Annotated in this window: 20 protein-coding genes and 1 pseudogene; 9 read left to right on the top strand and 12 right to left on the bottom strand. The window is 41.0% G+C overall.

Translation table 11 applies throughout. The features are described from left to right. Window positions 1–16: 16 nt before the first annotated feature. The 9 genes from rplV to lsrR form a co-directional block, all read right to left on the bottom strand. Window positions 17–349: a 50S ribosomal protein L22 gene (rplV, locus tag BKK52_RS01695; protein ID WP_018356230.1), complete on the bottom strand. Its 333-nt coding sequence runs from the start codon at window positions 347–349 to the stop codon at window positions 17–19. Window positions 350–360: 11 nt separating this feature from the next. Then, window positions 361–636 carry a 30S ribosomal protein S19 gene (rpsS, locus tag BKK52_RS01690; protein WP_005539416.1) on the bottom strand — a complete coding sequence of 92 codons (276 nt, stop codon included), beginning with the start codon at window positions 634–636 and terminating at the stop codon, window positions 361–363. 25 nt (window positions 637–661) lie between these two features. Further along, window positions 662–1,483, bottom strand: coding sequence for a 50S ribosomal protein L2 (gene rplB, locus BKK52_RS01685; protein ID WP_077421875.1), 822 nt, complete (start codon window positions 1,481–1,483; stop codon window positions 662–664). Between the two features lie 17 nt (window positions 1,484–1,500). Further along, window positions 1,501–1,800, bottom strand: a complete 300-nt coding sequence (gene rplW, locus BKK52_RS01680; protein ID WP_018356228.1) for a 50S ribosomal protein L23 — start codon at window positions 1,798–1,800, stop codon at window positions 1,501–1,503. Next, a complete protein-coding gene (gene rplD, locus BKK52_RS01675) occupies window positions 1,797–2,399 on the bottom strand; it encodes a 50S ribosomal protein L4 (RefSeq protein WP_077436054.1) in 603 nt (200 codons plus the stop codon). The genes rplW and rplD overlap by 4 nt, the downstream gene beginning before the upstream one ends. 15 nt (window positions 2,400–2,414) lie before the next feature. Then, window positions 2,415–3,041, bottom strand: a complete 627-nt coding sequence (gene rplC / locus BKK52_RS01670; protein ID WP_077421871.1) for a 50S ribosomal protein L3 — start codon at window positions 3,039–3,041, stop codon at window positions 2,415–2,417. Window positions 3,042–3,057: 16 nt separating this feature from the next. After that, on the bottom strand, window positions 3,058–3,369 hold the full coding sequence (rpsJ, locus tag BKK52_RS01665) for a 30S ribosomal protein S10 (protein ID WP_001181005.1): 312 nt from the start codon (window positions 3,367–3,369) through the stop codon (window positions 3,058–3,060). Window positions 3,370–3,644: 275 nt separating this feature from the next. Next, on the bottom strand, window positions 3,645–5,195 hold the full coding sequence (gene lsrK, locus BKK52_RS01660; protein ID WP_423227662.1) for an autoinducer-2 kinase: 1,551 nt from the start codon (window positions 5,193–5,195) through the stop codon (window positions 3,645–3,647). Between the two features lie 69 nt (window positions 5,196–5,264). Continuing rightward, complete coding sequence (gene lsrR / locus BKK52_RS01655; RefSeq protein WP_077477695.1) at window positions 5,265–6,230, bottom strand: transcriptional regulator LsrR; 966 nt, start codon at window positions 6,228–6,230, stop codon at window positions 5,265–5,267. Between the two features lie 234 nt (window positions 6,231–6,464). On the opposite strand from lsrR, the gene lsrA reads away from it, so the two are divergent. The 7 genes and pseudogenes from lsrA to BKK52_RS01620 all read left to right on the top strand — a co-directional run bounded on the left by lsrA (window position 6,465) and on the right by BKK52_RS01620 (window position 13,026). Continuing rightward, window positions 6,465–7,976, top strand: a complete 1,512-nt coding sequence (gene lsrA, locus BKK52_RS01650; protein ID WP_077473786.1) for an autoinducer 2 ABC transporter ATP-binding protein LsrA — start codon at window positions 6,465–6,467, stop codon at window positions 7,974–7,976. 10 nt (window positions 7,977–7,986) lie between these two features. Then, a complete protein-coding gene (gene lsrC, locus BKK52_RS01645) occupies window positions 7,987–8,967 on the top strand; it encodes an autoinducer 2 ABC transporter permease LsrC (protein WP_077473787.1) in 981 nt (326 codons plus the stop codon). 43 nt (window positions 8,968–9,010) lie between these two features. After that, window positions 9,011–10,015 carry an autoinducer 2 ABC transporter permease LsrD gene (gene lsrD, locus BKK52_RS01640; RefSeq protein ID WP_077473788.1) on the top strand — a complete coding sequence of 335 codons (1,005 nt, stop codon included), beginning with the start codon at window positions 9,011–9,013 and terminating at the stop codon, window positions 10,013–10,015. A 35-nt stretch (window positions 10,016–10,050) separates the two neighbouring features. Further along, the gene (lsrB, locus tag BKK52_RS01635; protein ID WP_077477693.1) at window positions 10,051–11,067 is read left to right on the top strand and encodes an autoinducer 2 ABC transporter substrate-binding protein LsrB; all 1,017 of its coding nucleotides are present in this window, start codon (window positions 10,051–10,053) and stop codon (window positions 11,065–11,067) included. 15 nt (window positions 11,068–11,082) lie between these two features. Then, a complete protein-coding gene (lsrF, locus tag BKK52_RS01630; RefSeq protein ID WP_077473789.1) occupies window positions 11,083–11,967 on the top strand; it encodes a 3-hydroxy-5-phosphonooxypentane-2,4-dione thiolase in 885 nt (294 codons plus the stop codon). 64 nt (window positions 11,968–12,031) lie between these two features. Further along, a complete protein-coding gene (lsrG, locus tag BKK52_RS01625) occupies window positions 12,032–12,337 on the top strand; it encodes a (4S)-4-hydroxy-5-phosphonooxypentane-2,3-dione isomerase (RefSeq protein WP_077473790.1) in 306 nt (101 codons plus the stop codon). Further along, window positions 12,334–13,026, top strand: a pseudogene (locus BKK52_RS01620) (ribulose phosphate epimerase). Before lsrG ends, BKK52_RS01620 begins: the two are co-directional and overlap by 4 nt. 81 nt (window positions 13,027–13,107) lie before the next feature. On the opposite strand, the gene ftsX reads toward BKK52_RS01620, so the two are convergent. From ftsX to ftsY, 3 genes are read right to left on the bottom strand one after another with little or no spacing between them, the layout of a single operon-like run. Then, the gene (gene ftsX / locus BKK52_RS01615; protein ID WP_077477691.1) at window positions 13,108–14,040 is read right to left on the bottom strand and encodes a permease-like cell division protein FtsX; all 933 of its coding nucleotides are present in this window, start codon (window positions 14,038–14,040) and stop codon (window positions 13,108–13,110) included. A 9-nt stretch (window positions 14,041–14,049) separates the two neighbouring features. Then, entirely contained in the window at window positions 14,050–14,706 is a 657-nt protein-coding gene (ftsE, locus tag BKK52_RS01610) for a cell division ATP-binding protein FtsE (RefSeq protein WP_077436036.1), read from the bottom strand. Between the two features lie 9 nt (window positions 14,707–14,715). Beyond that, entirely contained in the window at window positions 14,716–16,116 is a 1,401-nt protein-coding gene (gene ftsY / locus BKK52_RS01605) for a signal recognition particle-docking protein FtsY (protein ID WP_077477689.1), read from the bottom strand. Between the two features lie 97 nt (window positions 16,117–16,213). On the opposite strand from ftsY, the gene rsmD reads away from it, so the two are divergent. Beyond that, window positions 16,214–16,795 (top strand): 16S rRNA (guanine(966)-N(2))-methyltransferase RsmD, encoded by a 582-nt coding sequence (gene rsmD, locus BKK52_RS01600; protein WP_077421490.1) that lies wholly within the window; start codon window positions 16,214–16,216, stop codon window positions 16,793–16,795. An 8-nt stretch (window positions 16,796–16,803) separates the two neighbouring features. Next, complete coding sequence (trmL, locus tag BKK52_RS01595; RefSeq protein ID WP_077477688.1) at window positions 16,804–17,283, top strand: tRNA (uridine(34)/cytosine(34)/5-carboxymethylaminomethyluridine(34)-2'-O)-methyltransferase TrmL; 480 nt, start codon at window positions 16,804–16,806, stop codon at window positions 17,281–17,283. The last annotated feature ends 87 nt before the right edge of the window (window positions 17,284–17,370 follow it).

Genomic DNA, 17,370 nt, shown 5'->3' with positions numbered 1-17,370 from the left:
GTTATTCTCCTACTGATTAACGATCTGACACAACCACTGTGATGTGGCTAGTACGTTTTAAAATACGATCTGCACGACCTTTAGCACGTGGCATAACACGTTTCATGCTAGGACCTTCATCTACGAAGATTTTAGCAACTTTAAGATCATCAATATCTGCACCATCATTGTGCTCTGCGTTTGCGATAGCAGATTCTAAAACTTTCTTCACTAAAGACGCCGCTTTTTTGTTAGTGAAAGTTAAGATCTCTAAAGCTTGCGCAACTTTTTTACCACGAATTAAATCGGCAACTAAGCGAGCTTTTTGGGCAGAAGTGCGAGCGTAACGATGTTTTGCGATAGTTTCCATCTCTTTACCTCTTATTTCTTAGCTTTCTTATCTGCCGCGTGACCGCGGTATGTACGAGTCGGTGCAAATTCACCTAATTTATGACCGATCATTTCATCAGATACATAAACAGGAACGTGCTGACGACCATTATGGACTGCGATGGTCAATCCGATCATTGATGGAATGATCATTGAACGACGGGACCAAGTTTTAATTGGCTTTTTATCCCCGCTTTCCACCGCCTTCTCTACCTTCTTCAACAAGTGTAGGTCAAGGAAAGGACCTTTCTTGAGAGAACGTGGCATGGCTAATCCTCTTTAATTTAATCTATTATTTGCCACGACGACGTACGATATATTTATCAGTACGTTTGTTGTGACGAGTTTTCTTACCTTTGGTTTGAACGCCCCATGGAGTAACAGGGTGTTTACCAAAGTTACGACCTTCACCACCACCATGTGGGTGGTCTACCGGGTTCATTGCAGTACCACGAACGGTCGGACGAATACCTCTCCAACGGCTCGCACCCGCTTTACCCAATACGCGAAGCATATGCTCTGAGTTACCAACTTCACCAATTGTCGCAACACATTCTGCTAATACTTTACGCATTTCGCCGGAACGTAAACGTAAAGTCACATAGTTTCCTTCACGAGCAATGATTTGTACATAGGCACCGGCAGAACGGGCAATTTGACCGCCTTTACCCGGTTTTAATTCAACGTTATGTACTGTTGAACCTACTGGAATATTACGCATTGGTAATGCGTTACCCACTTTAATTGGAGAGTTTACACCAGCTTGAATTTGATCGCCCACTGACAAACCTTTAGGTGCCAAAATATAACGACGTTCACCATCTTTATAAAGCACTAAAGCAATGTTAGCAGAACGGTTTGGATCATATTCTAAACGCTCAACAACCGCCGGAATATCTAACTTGTTACGTTTGAAATCGATTAAACGGTAGTGTTGTTTATGACCGCCACCGATGTGACGAGTTGTAATACGACCATAGTTGTTACGACCACCGGTTTTAGATTTAGTATCTAGTAATGGTGCGTAAGGTTTACCCTTGTGTAATTCAGGGTTCACGATTTTAACAACGTGACGACGACCAGCGGAGGTCGGCTTACATTTTACGATAGCCATTCTCTATTTTCCTCCGATTACTCTGCACTGTCCACGAAGTCCAAATTTTGGCCTTCGGCTAAAGTTACATAAGCTTTTTTCCAGTCGCTGCGACGACCCATTTTAGTACCACGGCGTTTGGTTTTACCTTTAACTACCACAGTACGAACAGAATCTACTTTTACTTCAAATAATTGAGCAACAGCAGCAGCAATTTCAGCTTTGTTCGCATCTAAAGCAACTTTAAGTACAACAGTGTTAGATTTTTCAGCATTGTTGGTTGCTTTTTCAGAGATATGCGGTGCGCGAAGCACGCTCAGCAAACGTTCTTGACTCATGCTAAGATCTCCTCAATTTGTTTCACAGCATCAACAGTAACAATCACTTTATCGAAAGCGATTAAGCTTACCGGATCGATACCTTGTACATCACGTACGTCGACTTTATATAAGTTACGTGCTGCTAAGAATAGATTTTCATCTAAACTCGCTGTGATAATTAACGCATCTTCAACTGCTAAATCTTTTAATTTTTGTACTAAAACTTTAGTTTTTGGTGCATCAATTTCAAACTTCTCAACAACCATTAAACGGTCTTGACGAACTAATTCAGAAAGAATGCTTTTAATTGCACCACGGTACATTTTTTTGTTCACTTTTTGGCTGTGATCTTGTGGTTTTGCCGCGAAGGTTGTACCACCAGAACGCCAAATTGGAGATTTAATATCACCAACACGCGCACGACCTGTACCTTTTTGACGCCAAGGTTTTTTACCTGAACCAGACACTTCAGCACGAGTTTTTTGAGCACGAGTACCTTGACGAGCACCTGCCGCATAAGCAACAACAACTTGGTGGATCAACGCTTCGTTAAACTCACGTCCGAAGGTAGTTTCAGAAACAGTGAGTGCATTTGCACCTACAACTTGTAATTCCATCTCTATCTCCTAGACTTATGCTTTAACTGCCGGCTTAACGATAACATCACCATTGATAGCACCAGGTACAGAACCTTTTACTAATAGCAATTTACGCTCAGCATCTACACGAACAACTTCAAGTGATTGAACGGTTACACGCTCAGCACCTAAATGTCCTGCCATTTTTTTACCTTTAAACACACGACCCGGAGTTTGGTTTTGACCAATAGAACCAAGGACACGATGTGATAAAGAGTTACCGTGGGTTGCATCTTGAGTACGGAAATTCCAACGTTTAACACCACCTTGGAAACCTTTACCTTTAGAAGTACCGGTAACATCTACTTTTTTAACATCTGCAAAGATGTCAACATTGATTTCTTGACCTAAAGTGAATTCTTCACCTTCAGTACGAAATTCCCATAAACCGCGACCAGCTTCAACACCTGCTTTCACGAAATGACCTGCTTCAGGCTTAGTTACACGATTCGCTTTTTTAGAACCTGTAGTAACTTGAACTGCAGTATAGCCATCGTTTTCAAGAGTTTTAACTTGAGTTACGCGGTTGGCTTCAATTTCGATAACAGTAACCGGTACTGACACACCGTCTTCATTGAAGATACGGGTCATACCAACTTTACGACCGATTAAACCAATCATTGTAATAACCTCTTAATTAACCTAGGCTGATCTGCACGTCAACGCCGGCAGCCAAATCTAAACGCATTAATGCATCAACAGTTTTTTCTGTTGGCTCTACGATATCGACTAAACGTTTGTGAGTACGAATTTCGTATTGGTCACGAGCATCTTTGTTCACGTGTGGAGAGATCAACACGGTGAAACGTTCTTTACGGGTTGGTAAAGGAATCGGACCACGAACTTGCGCACCGGTACGTTTAGCTGTTTCTACGATCTCCGCAGTAGATTGGTCGATCAAACGATGATCGAACGCTTTTAAGCGGATACGGATTCTTTGGTTCTGCATTAGACCAGAGCTCCAATAAAATTTAGCTAATAAAAAAACTAACACCAATCACAATTCTAACTTCAAACATAGAAAAGGAGGTGCAAGTTACCTGTTATATAGTCTCCAAATCGGAAACATTGTTTAACGCAACATATCGTTGCGCACGTTTAATAAATGATTACATTAAACGGCTTCTCAAACTGAAAGCCCGCCAATACTACATAAAACCAAAACAGATTGCAAGGTATTTATTCAAAAATATACAAAAAGTGCGGTTATTTTCTCATATATTTTTATAAACCCGGAGCTTTCCATAATGATGTTGTTAATCCGTTATCGACTAATTGTAATTGTTTCTTATAGATATCCTGCCAACGAGATTTATGGGCTTGATATAACCTATGATTGTCGGCATTCGGTTGATGTTGACGCTCAAATTTCACCAGTTTTTTACCGGCTTCAGATAAGGAAGCATAGATACCTACCCCCACACCTGCTGCAATTGCACAACCTAATGCTGTTGCCTCTTTCACAACCGGAATATTAACCGTCAAACCTGTTACATCAGATAAAATTTGGCTCCATAATTTTCCTTTTGCGCCTCCACCGGCAAACACAATAGAGGTTAATCTTACACCGGAAAATTTTTGTACTTGTTCCAAATTACATGAAGACACTATCGCGGCATTTTCCTCTAATGCACGGAATAGAACCGCTTTATTACATTTATCAGGATCAATAGAAAGATTAATAAAAGAAGGCGCAGCGTGATACCAAGATTTGAAATGCATCGCATCAGAAAAGATAGGAATTACATCATAAGATCCAACCGGTACTTTTTCAGCCATTTGTTCTAAAAGTGCATAAGCATCCGTCCCCAATCGTTCAGCCAGCCGCTTTTCTTCATCGCAAAAAGCATCTCGGAACCAACGCATAGTTAATCCGGTAAAAAAACTAATTGATTCGGCTTGAACTAAAGGTGAAATAACATGAGGATTAATACGAACATTCATTTCAGGATCCGTTACAGGATGTGGTAAATTCACCACCTGTTGCCAAAACGTACCCCCGATCACTGCCGCCTGCTCAGGCTCAGTCACACCTAAACCGATACAACCCAGTTGAACATCGCCACCACCAACAATAACAGGCGTTCCCTGTGTTAATCCTGTTTGACGGGCTATTTCTGCCGTTACACTACCTAGCAATGTCCCGGTTTCTTTTACCGGTGTTAATATATCCGATACAAGTCCTGCCATATCCAGTAACTCAGCCGACCACTGACGAGTTTTTAAATCCAACATCCCTGTCGTACCAGCATTGGATGGTTCAACTGCCAACTCCCCACTCAGCATAAATGCCAACCAATCACTAATCATTGAAATCGCTTTCGTTTTACGATAAATATCAGGTCGATGGTGAGCGAGCCATAATAAACGAGGCACAGCACTTAATGCTAAAGTTTGACCGGAAATAGAATATAAATAGGATTCAAATGTATTGTTATAAAGCGTCTTTAACTCTTTGACTTCTTCTACCGCACGCGCATCTACATTGCCACATGCCCAAATCGGTTGTTTTTGTTCATCATAAAGCACAATACCTTCACGCATTGAACAAGTAGAAATCGCCGCAATCTGTCCAGCTTGAATTTGCGATTGTTGCAAAGCTTGACGAATACATTCACAAGTTAATTGCCAATTATTTTTTAAATCAAATTCCATAGAGCCGGGAATATTAGGATCCGACAAATGCGTCCATTCTCGTTGAGCGGCGACAATCTGATTACCTTCTATATCAAAAATAACCGCTCTTACACTCCCCGTTCCGGCATCTAATGCCATTAAATAAATTGCTTGCGGTGTATTCATCATTTTCTCCTTTCAATTAAGAAGAAAATAAGCCCTTTATTGCTAAACCAACTGCGTTAACATCATTCGAGCCGTGTTTTCTTCTGTGACTAATGAATTAATATAATTTCCCTGCAATGCGCTTAAAATCGCCTCCACCTTATCTTCTCCGCCCGCAACACCAACGACATTAGAAATTTTCTTTAGATTTTCAAGCGGTACACTAATCAGTTCTTCATGTAATGGCATATCAGGCTGCAAACTTCCGTCTCTACGCATAAAATAGCCCAAAATATCCCCTACCGCGCCCTGGTTACGGATAATTTGCTGTTTTTCCTCCGTGATATAGCCCGAACGGAGCAATGTCGCTTGCCCCTTTTGGCGAGTTGCTCCTATACCAACAATTGCCGTATTGGCACTGCACGCGGCAAGCATCATGTCACGAACGCAGGCTTCACGCTTAAATAACCTTGCTGCTTTAATGGAGGACGCACGTAAAGGAGCAGGAATAATGCTTACAGAACAGGAACCGTCCAATTGCCCGATCCCTTTCATATAAGGCCCCACCCCACCTGATAAGGTGATCAATTTAATGTTATTGTGGGTAATAAACTCACTTGCATACTTTAATGTCTTCATAATCGTATCACCGAAACCAATCGCTAAAACTTGATTTGGTTTCATTAATGACATCAACATCTGAGCCGCTCCAACACCTAAACGCTCATTAATTTCATGCTGTTCTAATGCCGGTAAAATACGAATATACTTTAATTGAAAATGTTGTTGTAAGGCTTCTTCTAGCTCAAAACAACCGGTAAAACGAGAGTTAATCTGTACCTTAATGATTCCTAATTGCCGGGCTTTTTCTAATAATCGGGAAACTTTTAAGCGAGGTAGCTTTAATTTTTCCCCAATCTCACTCTGCGTTAAATTATCGTGATAATAAAACCACGCCATTCTGGCAAGCAGCTCTTCTTCCGTCATGTTTTGGGAAAATTCACCGTTATCGTCTATTCGTTCATTCATATTTCATTCCTTCTTTGTCTGATATTATTCATTTGTTTAAAAATTTTATCAATTGTTCTTTTCTTAATTTTTACAAAAACGTGAACAAGCTCACATTTCTTGAATACAAACCATAAAAGATCAAAAAATATTCAATTATGTGAGATTGATCACTGTTTTTTCTCATCTTTTCAGATAGAGTTATGAACAAATGATTAATTTAAATTACATTTGTTAATTCAGTATGGTGAGATTATGTGTGATAAAACTCAAAAATGTCTTCTTTCAGCGCATAACATTGGCAAATCATTTTCCGGTATTGAAGTCTTGAAAGAGATTAATTTTTCCCTTTTTGAAGGTGAAGTTCATGCGTTATTAGGAGGGAATGGCGCAGGAAAATCGACATTAATGAAAATTATCGCCGGCATTCACCCACAGGACTGCGGTGAACTCATTATTCATGGTTCGCAACAAAACCGACTTTCCCCTCACAAAGCGCATCAACTCGGTATTTATTTAGTTCCCCAAGAACCTCTTTTATTTCCTAATTTAACGGTGAAGGAAAACATTTTATTTGGTTTATCCCGGGATGCAAAAACAACTGAAAAACTGACCGCACTTTTACAAGAACTAAACTCACACCTCAAACTTGATATGCAGGCAGGTTCTCTTGAAGTTGCCGATCAACAATTAGTGGAAATTATGCGAGGGCTTATGCGCGATGCCTCTATTCTTATTTTGGATGAGCCAACCGCGTCCCTCACGCCAATTGAAACCGATAATTTATTTAAAAAAATTAATTCCTTACTAACAAAAGGCGTGGGTATCGTCTTTATTTCCCACAAGTTACCGGAAGTCTGGCAAATATCGCATAGAATCAGTGTTATGCGTGACGGCTATATTGCACTTAATGGAAAGATTGATGAAATCAATAAAGATGACGTTATCAAAGCAATTACACCAAAAGCCAAAAACTCACCACTTAGCGAAGCTCAAAAATTATGGCTTGAGCTTCCGGGGCACCAACGAATAAAAACAACAGATCGCCCACTTCTACAAGTTCATCATTTGACCGGAGAAGGGTTTAAAAACATTTCCTTTGATATTTATCCCGGTGAAATTCTAGGTCTTGCCGGTGTAGTAGGAGCAGGAAGAACGGAATTAGCAGAAACCTTATATGGTTTACGTCAATCAAAGTGCGGTCAAATTCTGTTTGAAAATCAAGAAATCAATCCTCTCTCTATCAAAGAACGGCTCCATAAAGGGATTGTATATCTTCCCGAAGATCGTCAAACCTCGGGGTTATACCTTGATTCATCACTCACTTGGAATGTGTGTGCGCTAACCTACAACGATACAGGGTTTTGGCTAAACACCTCAAAAGAAAGCGCAATCTTAGAACGTTACCACCGCGCAATCGGAATTAAATTTTCAGATGAACAACAAGCTGTCAGGACACTTTCCGGCGGAAACCAACAAAAAGTACTTATCGCAAAATGTTTAGAGGCGAATCCTTCATTATTGATTGTTGATGAACCAACACGTGGGGTAGATGTTGGCGCTAGAGCGGATATTTATCAATTAATCAAAAATATTGCAAAACAAAATGTTGCCGTTTTATTTATTTCCTCAGATTTAGAGGAAATAGAACAAATGTCTGATCGCGTATTGGTTATGCATGACGGACAAATCAGCGAATCATTATGCGGAGAACAAATTAACACTAAAAACATTATGCAAATGGCATTTGGTAGCAATGGGCATTAAGGAGAAAAATATGTGGAAACTCATTCAAGATAATCGCGAATTGACCATTTTAATTGCTATCGGTTTGCTGTTTGCCCTATTAGGATTTGTTGGTGCCGGATTTCATTTGCAAACACTCACGATGATTTTTAATTCAGCCCAAATCGTGATTTTACTGGCAATTGGCGCAACCTTTGTCATTTTAACGCGAAATATTGATGTATCAGTCGGTTCCACAATGGGATTAAGTGCAGTTATTGTCGGGAGTCTGCTCAATGCCGGATTCGGACTTGCAAGTGCCTTTACCCTCACTTTACTTTGCGGTTTAACCGCCGGATTACTGAATGGCGTATTAGTTACGCTCTTACGAATCCCTGCTATTGTGGCAACCTTGGGAACATTAGGTTTATATAAAGGAATGATGTTATTGATCACAGGTGGGAAATGGATTGAAGGTTTACCGCAAGACCTAAAAACCTTATCGGCCCCGATTTTTCTGAATATCTCCGTTATTGGCTGGATATTAATTCTCATCATTCTAGCCACTTACTATTTCTTAACAAAATGCTCAACCGGACGGTATTTTTATGCTGTGGGAGACAATTTACAAGGTGCAATGCAACTTGGCGTACCGATTAATCGGGTCAGAATTATTGCCTTTGCGATAAATGGCTTAATGGCAGCCATCGCCGGTATTGTGTTCACGTCTCAAATCGGATTCGTGCCAAACTCAACCGGAAATGGGCTAGAGATGAAAGCGATAGCCGCTTGCGTATTGGGCGGAATTAGTTTGTTAGGTGGTGCCGGTAACTTAATCGGTGCGGTGCTTGGCGCCTATTTCCTCATTCAAATTGATTCTATATTGGTTCTTCTTAAAGTACCGGCTTACTGGAATAACTTCGTTGCGGGTATCGTGCTTTTAGCCGTCTTGGTCTTTGACGGTCGAATCCGAGTCATGATTGCTCACAATCTCAAATTACAACGCTATGCACGATTTTTAAAAGACGACTAGCCCCATTTGTTTATCAAAGTGCGGTCATTAAAGGAGAAAGATGATGTTGACGATAAAAAAACATGCTTGGGAATTGACATTGCTACTGCTATTAATACTTGAAATTCTTGGATTCGGTCTATTCAATCCCTTAATGCTTGATCTCAACGTACTCTTATATAGTACAAGTGATTTCATCTATATTGGTATGCTGGCACTTCCGTTAACAATGATTATTATCAGTGGGGGAATGGACATTTCTTTCGGTTCAACGGTTGGCTTATGCTCCATAACATTAGGCGTGTTATTTAAATTGGATATGCCGCTTAGCCTTGCTATCCCGGCAACCTTTGTTGTGGGGCTACTGTGTGGGCTTATTAATGCCGGACTTATTCTTTATACAAAAGTTAATCCCTTGGTGATCACGCTAGGCACCATGTATCTTTTTGGCGGTGGCGCATTGCTCCTATCCGGTTTCGCCGGAGCAACCGGTTATGAAGGTATCGGTGGATTCCCTGAATCACTATTAGAATTTGCCAATCAAACCTTATTAGGTATTCCCACTCCTATTCTTTACTTCATATTAATGACGTTTGTTTTCTGGCTACTTATGCACAAAACCAAAATTGGAAGAAGCATTTTTCTAATTGGTCAGAGTGAACGAACCTCTCGTTACAGTGCAGTTCCGATTCAAAAAACACTTTTTCTCATTTACGCATTTATCGGACTTGTTGCCGCTTTTGTCGCACTGCTATTAGTGTCCTATTTTGGTTCCGCCCGTTCAGATTTAGGCAGCTCATTATTAATGCCGGTGCTGACCGCCGTTGTATTGGGTGGCGCCAATATTTATGGTGGCTCAGGCTCAATTATCGGTACCGCTATCGCTGCCCTATTAATCGGTTATTTACAACAAGGTTTACAAATGATCGGGATTCCAAATGAGATTTCAAGCGCCTTATCCGGTGCCTTACTGATTATCGTATTAATCGGCAAATCCGTTAGCTTGCACTACGGTGCAATGATGCAATGGATACGCCGAAAAGCCAAACATCAAGCAGTCGTAGATTAGTCGTTAAACACTCAACCTTAAGAGGAGAACTTGTTATGAAAACTCGTATGAAAATGACCGCACTTTCCATATTGCTCGGTTTATCTGTGACGACTGCCGCACAAGCAGCAGATCGCATCGCCTTTATCCCCAAATTAGTCGGCGTCGGCTTCTTCACTAGCGGTGGGCAAGGTGCAACTGAAATAGGAAAAACCCTTGGGGTGGATGTTACCTATGACGGTCCTACGGAACCGAGTGTTTCCAATCAAGTACAATTAATTAATAACTTCGTCAATCAAGGTTATAAAGCCATTGTAGTTTCGGCGGTTTCACCTGATGGCTTATGCTCTACATTACAACGAGCGATGAAACGAGGTGTAAAAGTATTGACTTGGGATTCAGACACTAAACCGGAATGCCGTAGCCACTATATTAACCAAGGAACACCGGAACAATTAGGTTCTATGCTTGTTGAGATGGCATCAAGCCAAATAACCAAACCTAACGCCAAAGTTGCCTTCTTTTATTCCAGTCCAACGGTCACTGATCAAAATCAATGGGTAAAAGAAGCGAAAGCAAAAATCGCTAAAAATCATCCGGAATGGGAAATTGTCACCACTCAATTCGGTTACAACGATGCGATTAAATCACTTCAAACCGCAGAGGGTATTTTAAAAGCTTATCCGGACTTAGATGCCATTATTGCACCAGATGCCAATGCATTACCGGCCGCCGCACAAGCCGCTGAAAACCTCAAAGTAAATCATGTTGCTATCGTTGGTTTTAGTACTCCTAACGTGATGCGACCTTATGTAAAACGAGGCACGGTTAAACAGTTTGGTCTTTGGGATGTCGTGCAACAAGGAAAAATTTCCATTGCCGTAGCAAACGATTTACTGAAAGGCAAACCGCTTAATGTCGGTGATAAAGTAGAAGTTGAAGGTATTGGCACAATTGAAGTATCGCCAAATAAAGTTCAGGGTTACGAATACGAAGCAAAAGGTAACGGCATTGTGCTATTACCACAACGTGTTGTCTTCACTAAAGACAATATTGATCAGTACAATTTCTAATTAAGGAGCATAACAATGGCAGATTTAGATGATATTCGAGACGGTAAAGATTTTGGTTTGGACAAACCACAAACTCATCAAGCGTTTTATTTAAAAGGCTCAGGCGCGCTGGATTGGGGAATGCAATCCCGCTTAGCCAATATTTTTAATCCAAAAACAGGCAAAACAATTATGTTAGCCTTTGATCACGGCTATTTCCAAGGCCCTACAACCGGGCTTGAACGCATTGATTTAAACATTGCACCGTTATTTGAATACACCGATGTATTAATGTGTACACGAGGTATTTTACGCAGTGTTGTGCCCCCTAGCGTTCGTAAACCCGTTGCGTTGCGGGCTTCCGGTGCAAATTCGATTTTAACGGAACTCTCCAATGAGGCCGTTGCCGTATCCGTTGAAGATGCGCTTCGATTAAACGTTTCTGCTATGGCTGCACAAGTTTATATTGGCTCTCAATATGAACACCAGTCTATTAAAAACATTATTCAGTTGGTGGATCAAGGCACCCGCTACGGAATGCCTATTATGGCAGTAACCGGTGTAGGTAAAGATATGGCGCGTGATCAACGTTATTTCTCACTCGCAACCCGTATTGCAGCAGAAATGGGCGCTCATATTATTAAAACTTACTATGTTGATAAAGGATTTGAGCGTGTTACCGCCGGTTGTCCGGTGCCGATTGTGATTGCCGGTGGCAAAAAACTCCCGGAAAATGAAGCCTTAGAAATGTGCTATAAAGCGATTGACCAAGGCGCAGCCGGTGTAGATATGGGGCGCAATATTTTCCAATCAGATGCACCAATCGCGATGTTAAAAGCCGTTAATGCGATTGTTCATGGTGGCGAAAATGCTGAACAGGCATACCAATTATATCTACACGAAAAAAACCATCACTGTTAATCACTCAACATTCCTCCCTTGCTACAACGGAGGAATGTTATTCCACTGAAACTAAGGAGAAATTATGTTTGCTATGCTCGTTGAAATTAATATAAAAGAAGGTAAAGAACAAGAATTTCTTGATGTATTTGAACGCAACCATCTCGGAACACGCCAAGAAAAAGGTAACTTACGCTTTGATGTCTTACGTGACCCGGAAATTCGAACCCGCTTCTATGCTTATGAAGTTTATGAAAATGAACAAGCATTGGCAGAACACAGAAAAACGGAACATTACCAACGTTGTGTGAAAGAACTTGAGCCATTAATGACGACACACCGAAGCAAAAAAATCTTTGAATGGGTTTTTCCTGAGGAAATTGAAGCATGAACGCAGAAAAAGTGCGGTTGATTTCAGCGTTAAAATCACAGCCAATCAGTGTGGGAATATTGGCGTCCGATTGGCTTAAATTTTCAAAAACACTCAACGTATTAAGCCAAAACCAACTCCGACTCCTGCATTTTGATATTGCTGACGGGCAATTTTCCCCTTTTTTCACTGTGGGAAGTATGGCGATACAGTAGTTTCCTAGCACATTTATAAAAGATGTGCATTTAATGGTAAAAGATCAATTTAACGTTGCTAAAAAATGTGTCGCCGCCGGTGCGGATATTATGACCTTACAAGTTGAAAATATTGTTGATCTGGACAACACATTACAATGGTTAAAAACGCAAAAAACGATATTATGTGGCTTGGCTATTTGTCCTAATACACCTTTAGAATTACTTTATCCCTATTTACCGAATATTGATTTAATCCAAATCTTAACATTGGATCCAAGAACAGGGGAAAAAGCTAATTTTGATCAAATAACCGAAAGATTAACCCTATTATTTAACCAACTTAATGACTCACGACAGGAAAAACTCATCTCTATTGATGGCTCAATGACATTTGAATTGGCTTCACATTTGAAAAAATATGAGATCGATTGGGTTGTATCCGGTAGTGCTTTGTTTTCATCGGATTCCTTTGAAAAGACCTTGATAGAATGGAAAAAAATGCTGTCCCATTAATACAAAAGTGCGGTTATTTTCCACATTGTTTCAAAATCAAAACACAAACAATGGAAAACAACCGCACTTTTCAATCAACACCTAAACTCGGTTATCAATCAAGGCAATGTGTCTTTTTGCGGCGATCCAAGCGCCAACATAGCCCATCATCAAACAGCTGACTAAGAGAAAAATCAATTCTCCGATAGATAAACCGTTTAAGGCGAATTGTACGGCGAAAATATCGGTGACATACTTCACTGCAGAGGTGAAATAGCCAATGATCATACTACTAAAAATAGCGGCAACCAAACCACCCAATAGGGCATAAATCATACCGGTGCAAAGGTAAGGACGAAGAATAAAATGATCGGTTGCACCAAGTAATTTCATCACATCAATGTCTGCCCGGCTACTATACACATCGGAACGAATACTGTTGCCGATCACTAAGAAAACGGCGATTGCCATTAATACAGTGCAAAAAATCGCTACATGTGCCACCAGCCATGAAAGTGCGGTCAATTTTTCCATCCAATCATTATCTAACCGGACTTCTTGCACACCTTTGATTTTATCGAGATTGGTACGCAATGTTTCACGTTTTTCTGAAGCATTAAATTCTTTGGTTGGTTTCACCATCACCACTGCCGGCAGTGGGTTATCATCAAGAATATCCAATTCCTCACCAAACCCTGACCAGCTTTTAAATTCCTTTAAGCTTTCTTGGCGAGACACATAATTGAGGGAGTCAACGCCTTCCTGCTGACGAATCTTTTCCACCACTAAATTCGCATCTTCTTCCGTCAAATTTTTGTGTAAATAAATGGTGAGCTCGCTTTCCGGATAAAATTGCGTGGTGGCTAAATGTAAATTTTTCCACATTAAATAGCTGACGGTCGGAATAGTGAGTGATACGGCAATAACCAAAATCGTGAGCAACGTACCGAATTTGCGTTGCCACAAATCCGCCCACACCGCACGTAAGGTGTAAGCCGTTTTCACAAAAAAAGAAGCATCGGTTGATCGGCTCATGGTTTTTCCTTAATAACGTAAATAGCCTTGTTCAAGCACTAAACAAGGTTTTGGTTTTTGTTGAATTAAATTAATGTCGTGGGTGGCGATTAATACGGTCATTCCCAAACGATTGAACTCTTCAAAGAGATTAAAAATCCCTAAAGATAGTTCATCATCAAGATTTCCCGTCGGTTCATCCGCTAATAAAAGTTGTGGTTTATGCACAATCGCACGAGCAATATCGACCCGTTGCTGTTCCCCACCGGAAATTTGTGGCGGCAAATAATGTGCCTTGTTGCGAAGCCCTACACGATCAAGCGATGCCATAGCACGAGAGTGGGCATCTTTCGGATTCATACCGGCAATAATCAGCGGTAATGCCACATTTTCTGCCACGGTGCGATCCGTCAATAAACGATAGTCTTGGTGAACCATGCCTATTTGGCGACGCAAAAAAGGAATCTCATATTTTGACAGGCGGGTAATGTCGTGGCCATTAAACCAAATTTGCCCTGCATTGGCTTTTTCCATGCCCATAATCAATTTGAGCAAGGTACTTTTTCCCGCACCGGAATGCCCTACAAGGTAAGTCATACTCCCTACCGGCAAATGAAAATTCAGCCCCTGCAACGCCGGTTGGGTTGCTCCATGGTAGGCTTTGGATACATTAGAGAATTTAATCACGATCTGTCCTTATTCTTCTTCGTGGATAAATAATGCGTCAATGAATTCTTGGGCATTAAACTCGCGTAAATCTTCAATTTTTTCGCCGACACCAATATAGCGAATCGGTAAGTTAAACTGATCGGCAATGGCGAAAATTACCCCGCCTTTTGCTGTGCCATCCAATTTTGTGAGAGTAATCCCGGTTAACCCCACCGCTTCATTAAATAATTTTGCTTGGCTGATGGCATTTTGCCCCGTTCCCGCATCAAGCGTGAGCATAATTTCATGAGGGGCGGTTTCATCATATTTTTTCATCACGCGAACGATTTTTTTCAACTCGTCCATTAAATTATTTTTGTTTTGTAAACGCCCTGCGGTATCAGCAATTAAAATATCAATATTGCGAGCCGCAGCAGATTGCATTGCATCAAAAATCACAGAAGCGGAATCTGCGCCCGTACTTTGAGCCACCACCGGAATATGATTTCGCTCGCCCCATACCTGCAACTGTTCCACCGCCGCTGCACGGAAGGTATCACCTGCCGCCAACATCACGGATTTTCCTTCCTCTTGGAATTTACGGGCAAGTTTACCAATGGTGGTGGTTTTCCCCACACCGTTCACCCCGACCATTAAAATCACATAAGGTTTTTTCGTGCTATCAATAACTAAAGGTTGAGCCACAGGTTCAAGAATTGCCGCCATTTCTACTTTTAACTGTTGATACAACAATTCGGCATCTTGCAATTGCTTACGGCTTGCGTGTTCCGTTAGATTTTTAATGATTTTCGTGGTGGTCGGCACGCCAATATCCGCTATGAGAAGCTGCTCTTCCAACTCCTCAAACAATTCATCATCAATTTTTTTGCCTAAGAAAAAGTGGCGAAAACCCGCACCGATGTTTTGTTTGGTTTTGAGCAATCCTTTTACTAAACGACTAAAAAAACCACCTTCACTTGGTTTTTCGCGAATTTCACTCGGCGCTTCTGATAATGTTTCATCCCCGCCTTCAGAAACACTTTCCGATTGCATTTCAGGGTGAAATTCCTGTTTCACTTCTTCAACAATATCAACATCAATCTCGTCCCCTTCAACCGTGCTATTTTCTTTCACATTTTCAGGTTCAATAATGTTCTCAGATGGCTCAAGTGCGGTTAAAATTTCTGCGATTTTTTCTTCTCTTTCCGCTTGTTCCCCCTCATCTTGTTGTGTTTTTTCAGTGAAAACAGGCTCAAAATCGACCGCACTTTCCTGCTCATCAGAGGGTTCTGCCAGTTTTTCAACAGAAGGGGGAATCACTTCGGTTTCGACTGTCGTTTCTTCTGTTTTTTCTTCGTCAATGATAGGTTCAATTGGCGGGGTTTCTTGTTTTTTATTACGCCCAAATAATGATGACCAAAATCCGCCTTTTTTCTTTTCTTCCGCCATAAATGCTTCTCTTCTGTGCTATCCGATAAAAATGTGGTTCATTCTAGCAAAAAATCGTCTAAACTAAGCAGAATTTTCACTAAAAATCCGCTTCTTTATGAAAAAATCCCAAGGACAATCACCAAAAGGTGAAGTGCGTATTATCGCCGGGCTTTGGCGTGGACGAAAGTTACCCGTGCTAAATGCCGAAGGGCTACGCCCCACAGGCGATCGTGTTAAAGAAACCTTATTCAATTGGTTAATGCCCTACATTCACAAGGCAAAATGTTTAGACGGTTTTGCCGGCAGCGGTTCACTGGGGATTGAAGCCCTTTCCCGCCAAGCCGAAAAAGTGACCTTTTTAGAAAAAGACAGCACTGTTGCTCATCAGCTGAAAAAAAACCTGCAAACCTTAAAATGCACGGAAAAACAAGCTCAGGTATTCAATCAAAGTTGTTTGGATTTTTTAAAACAAGGGCAAAATCAACCGCACTTTGATGTGGTGTTTCTTGACCCGCCTTTTCATTTTGGTTTGGCGGAACAGGCTATCCGTCTACTTGTTGAAAATAACTGGCTGTATCCCAATGCTCTCATTTATGTGGAAACGGAAAAAGGAATGTTGCTCAACACGCCTGAAAATTGGACATTGTTAAAAGAAAAAACCACCGGAATGGTGAGCTATCGTTTATATCAAAATTGAGAGAAATTATGTTAGATATTGTGTTATACGAGCCGGAAATTCCGCAAAACACCGGTAATATTATTCGCCTTTGTGCCAACACCGGTTTTCGTCTTCATTTAATTGAACCCTTAGGCTTTACTTGGGATGACAAACGCCTTCGCCGTTCGGGGTTAGACTACCATGAATTTGCCCATATCAAACGCCATAAAACCTTTGCGGCATTCTTGGAAAGCGAAAAACCAAAACGGTTATTTGCTCTCACCACTAAAGGTTTACCCGCCCATAGTCAAGTGACTTTTGAACAGGGGGATTACTTAATGTTCGGCCCCGAAACCCGAGGTATCCCGATGTCGATTTTAGATACCCTCCCTATGGAACAAAAAATCCGAATTCCTATGACCGCCAACAGCCGCAGTATGAATTTATCCAATGCGGTGGCAGTTACCGTGTATGAGGCTTGGCGGCAGTTAGGCTATGAAGGTGCGGTGAATTTGGTAAATGAATAGCAGGAAGGGAAAAATAGAAAATTTCCCAAATGATTTAAAGAAATGAATAAAAAATGCGGTTAAAAATCTGAGAGATTTTTTAACCGC

This window comes from Rodentibacter trehalosifermentans (assembly GCF_002000545.1).
Taxonomy (GTDB): domain Bacteria; phylum Pseudomonadota; class Gammaproteobacteria; order Enterobacterales; family Pasteurellaceae; genus Rodentibacter; species Rodentibacter trehalosifermentans.
Note: the sequence above shows the minus strand (reverse complement) of the source record. Positions and strands in the feature narration are given on the sequence as shown.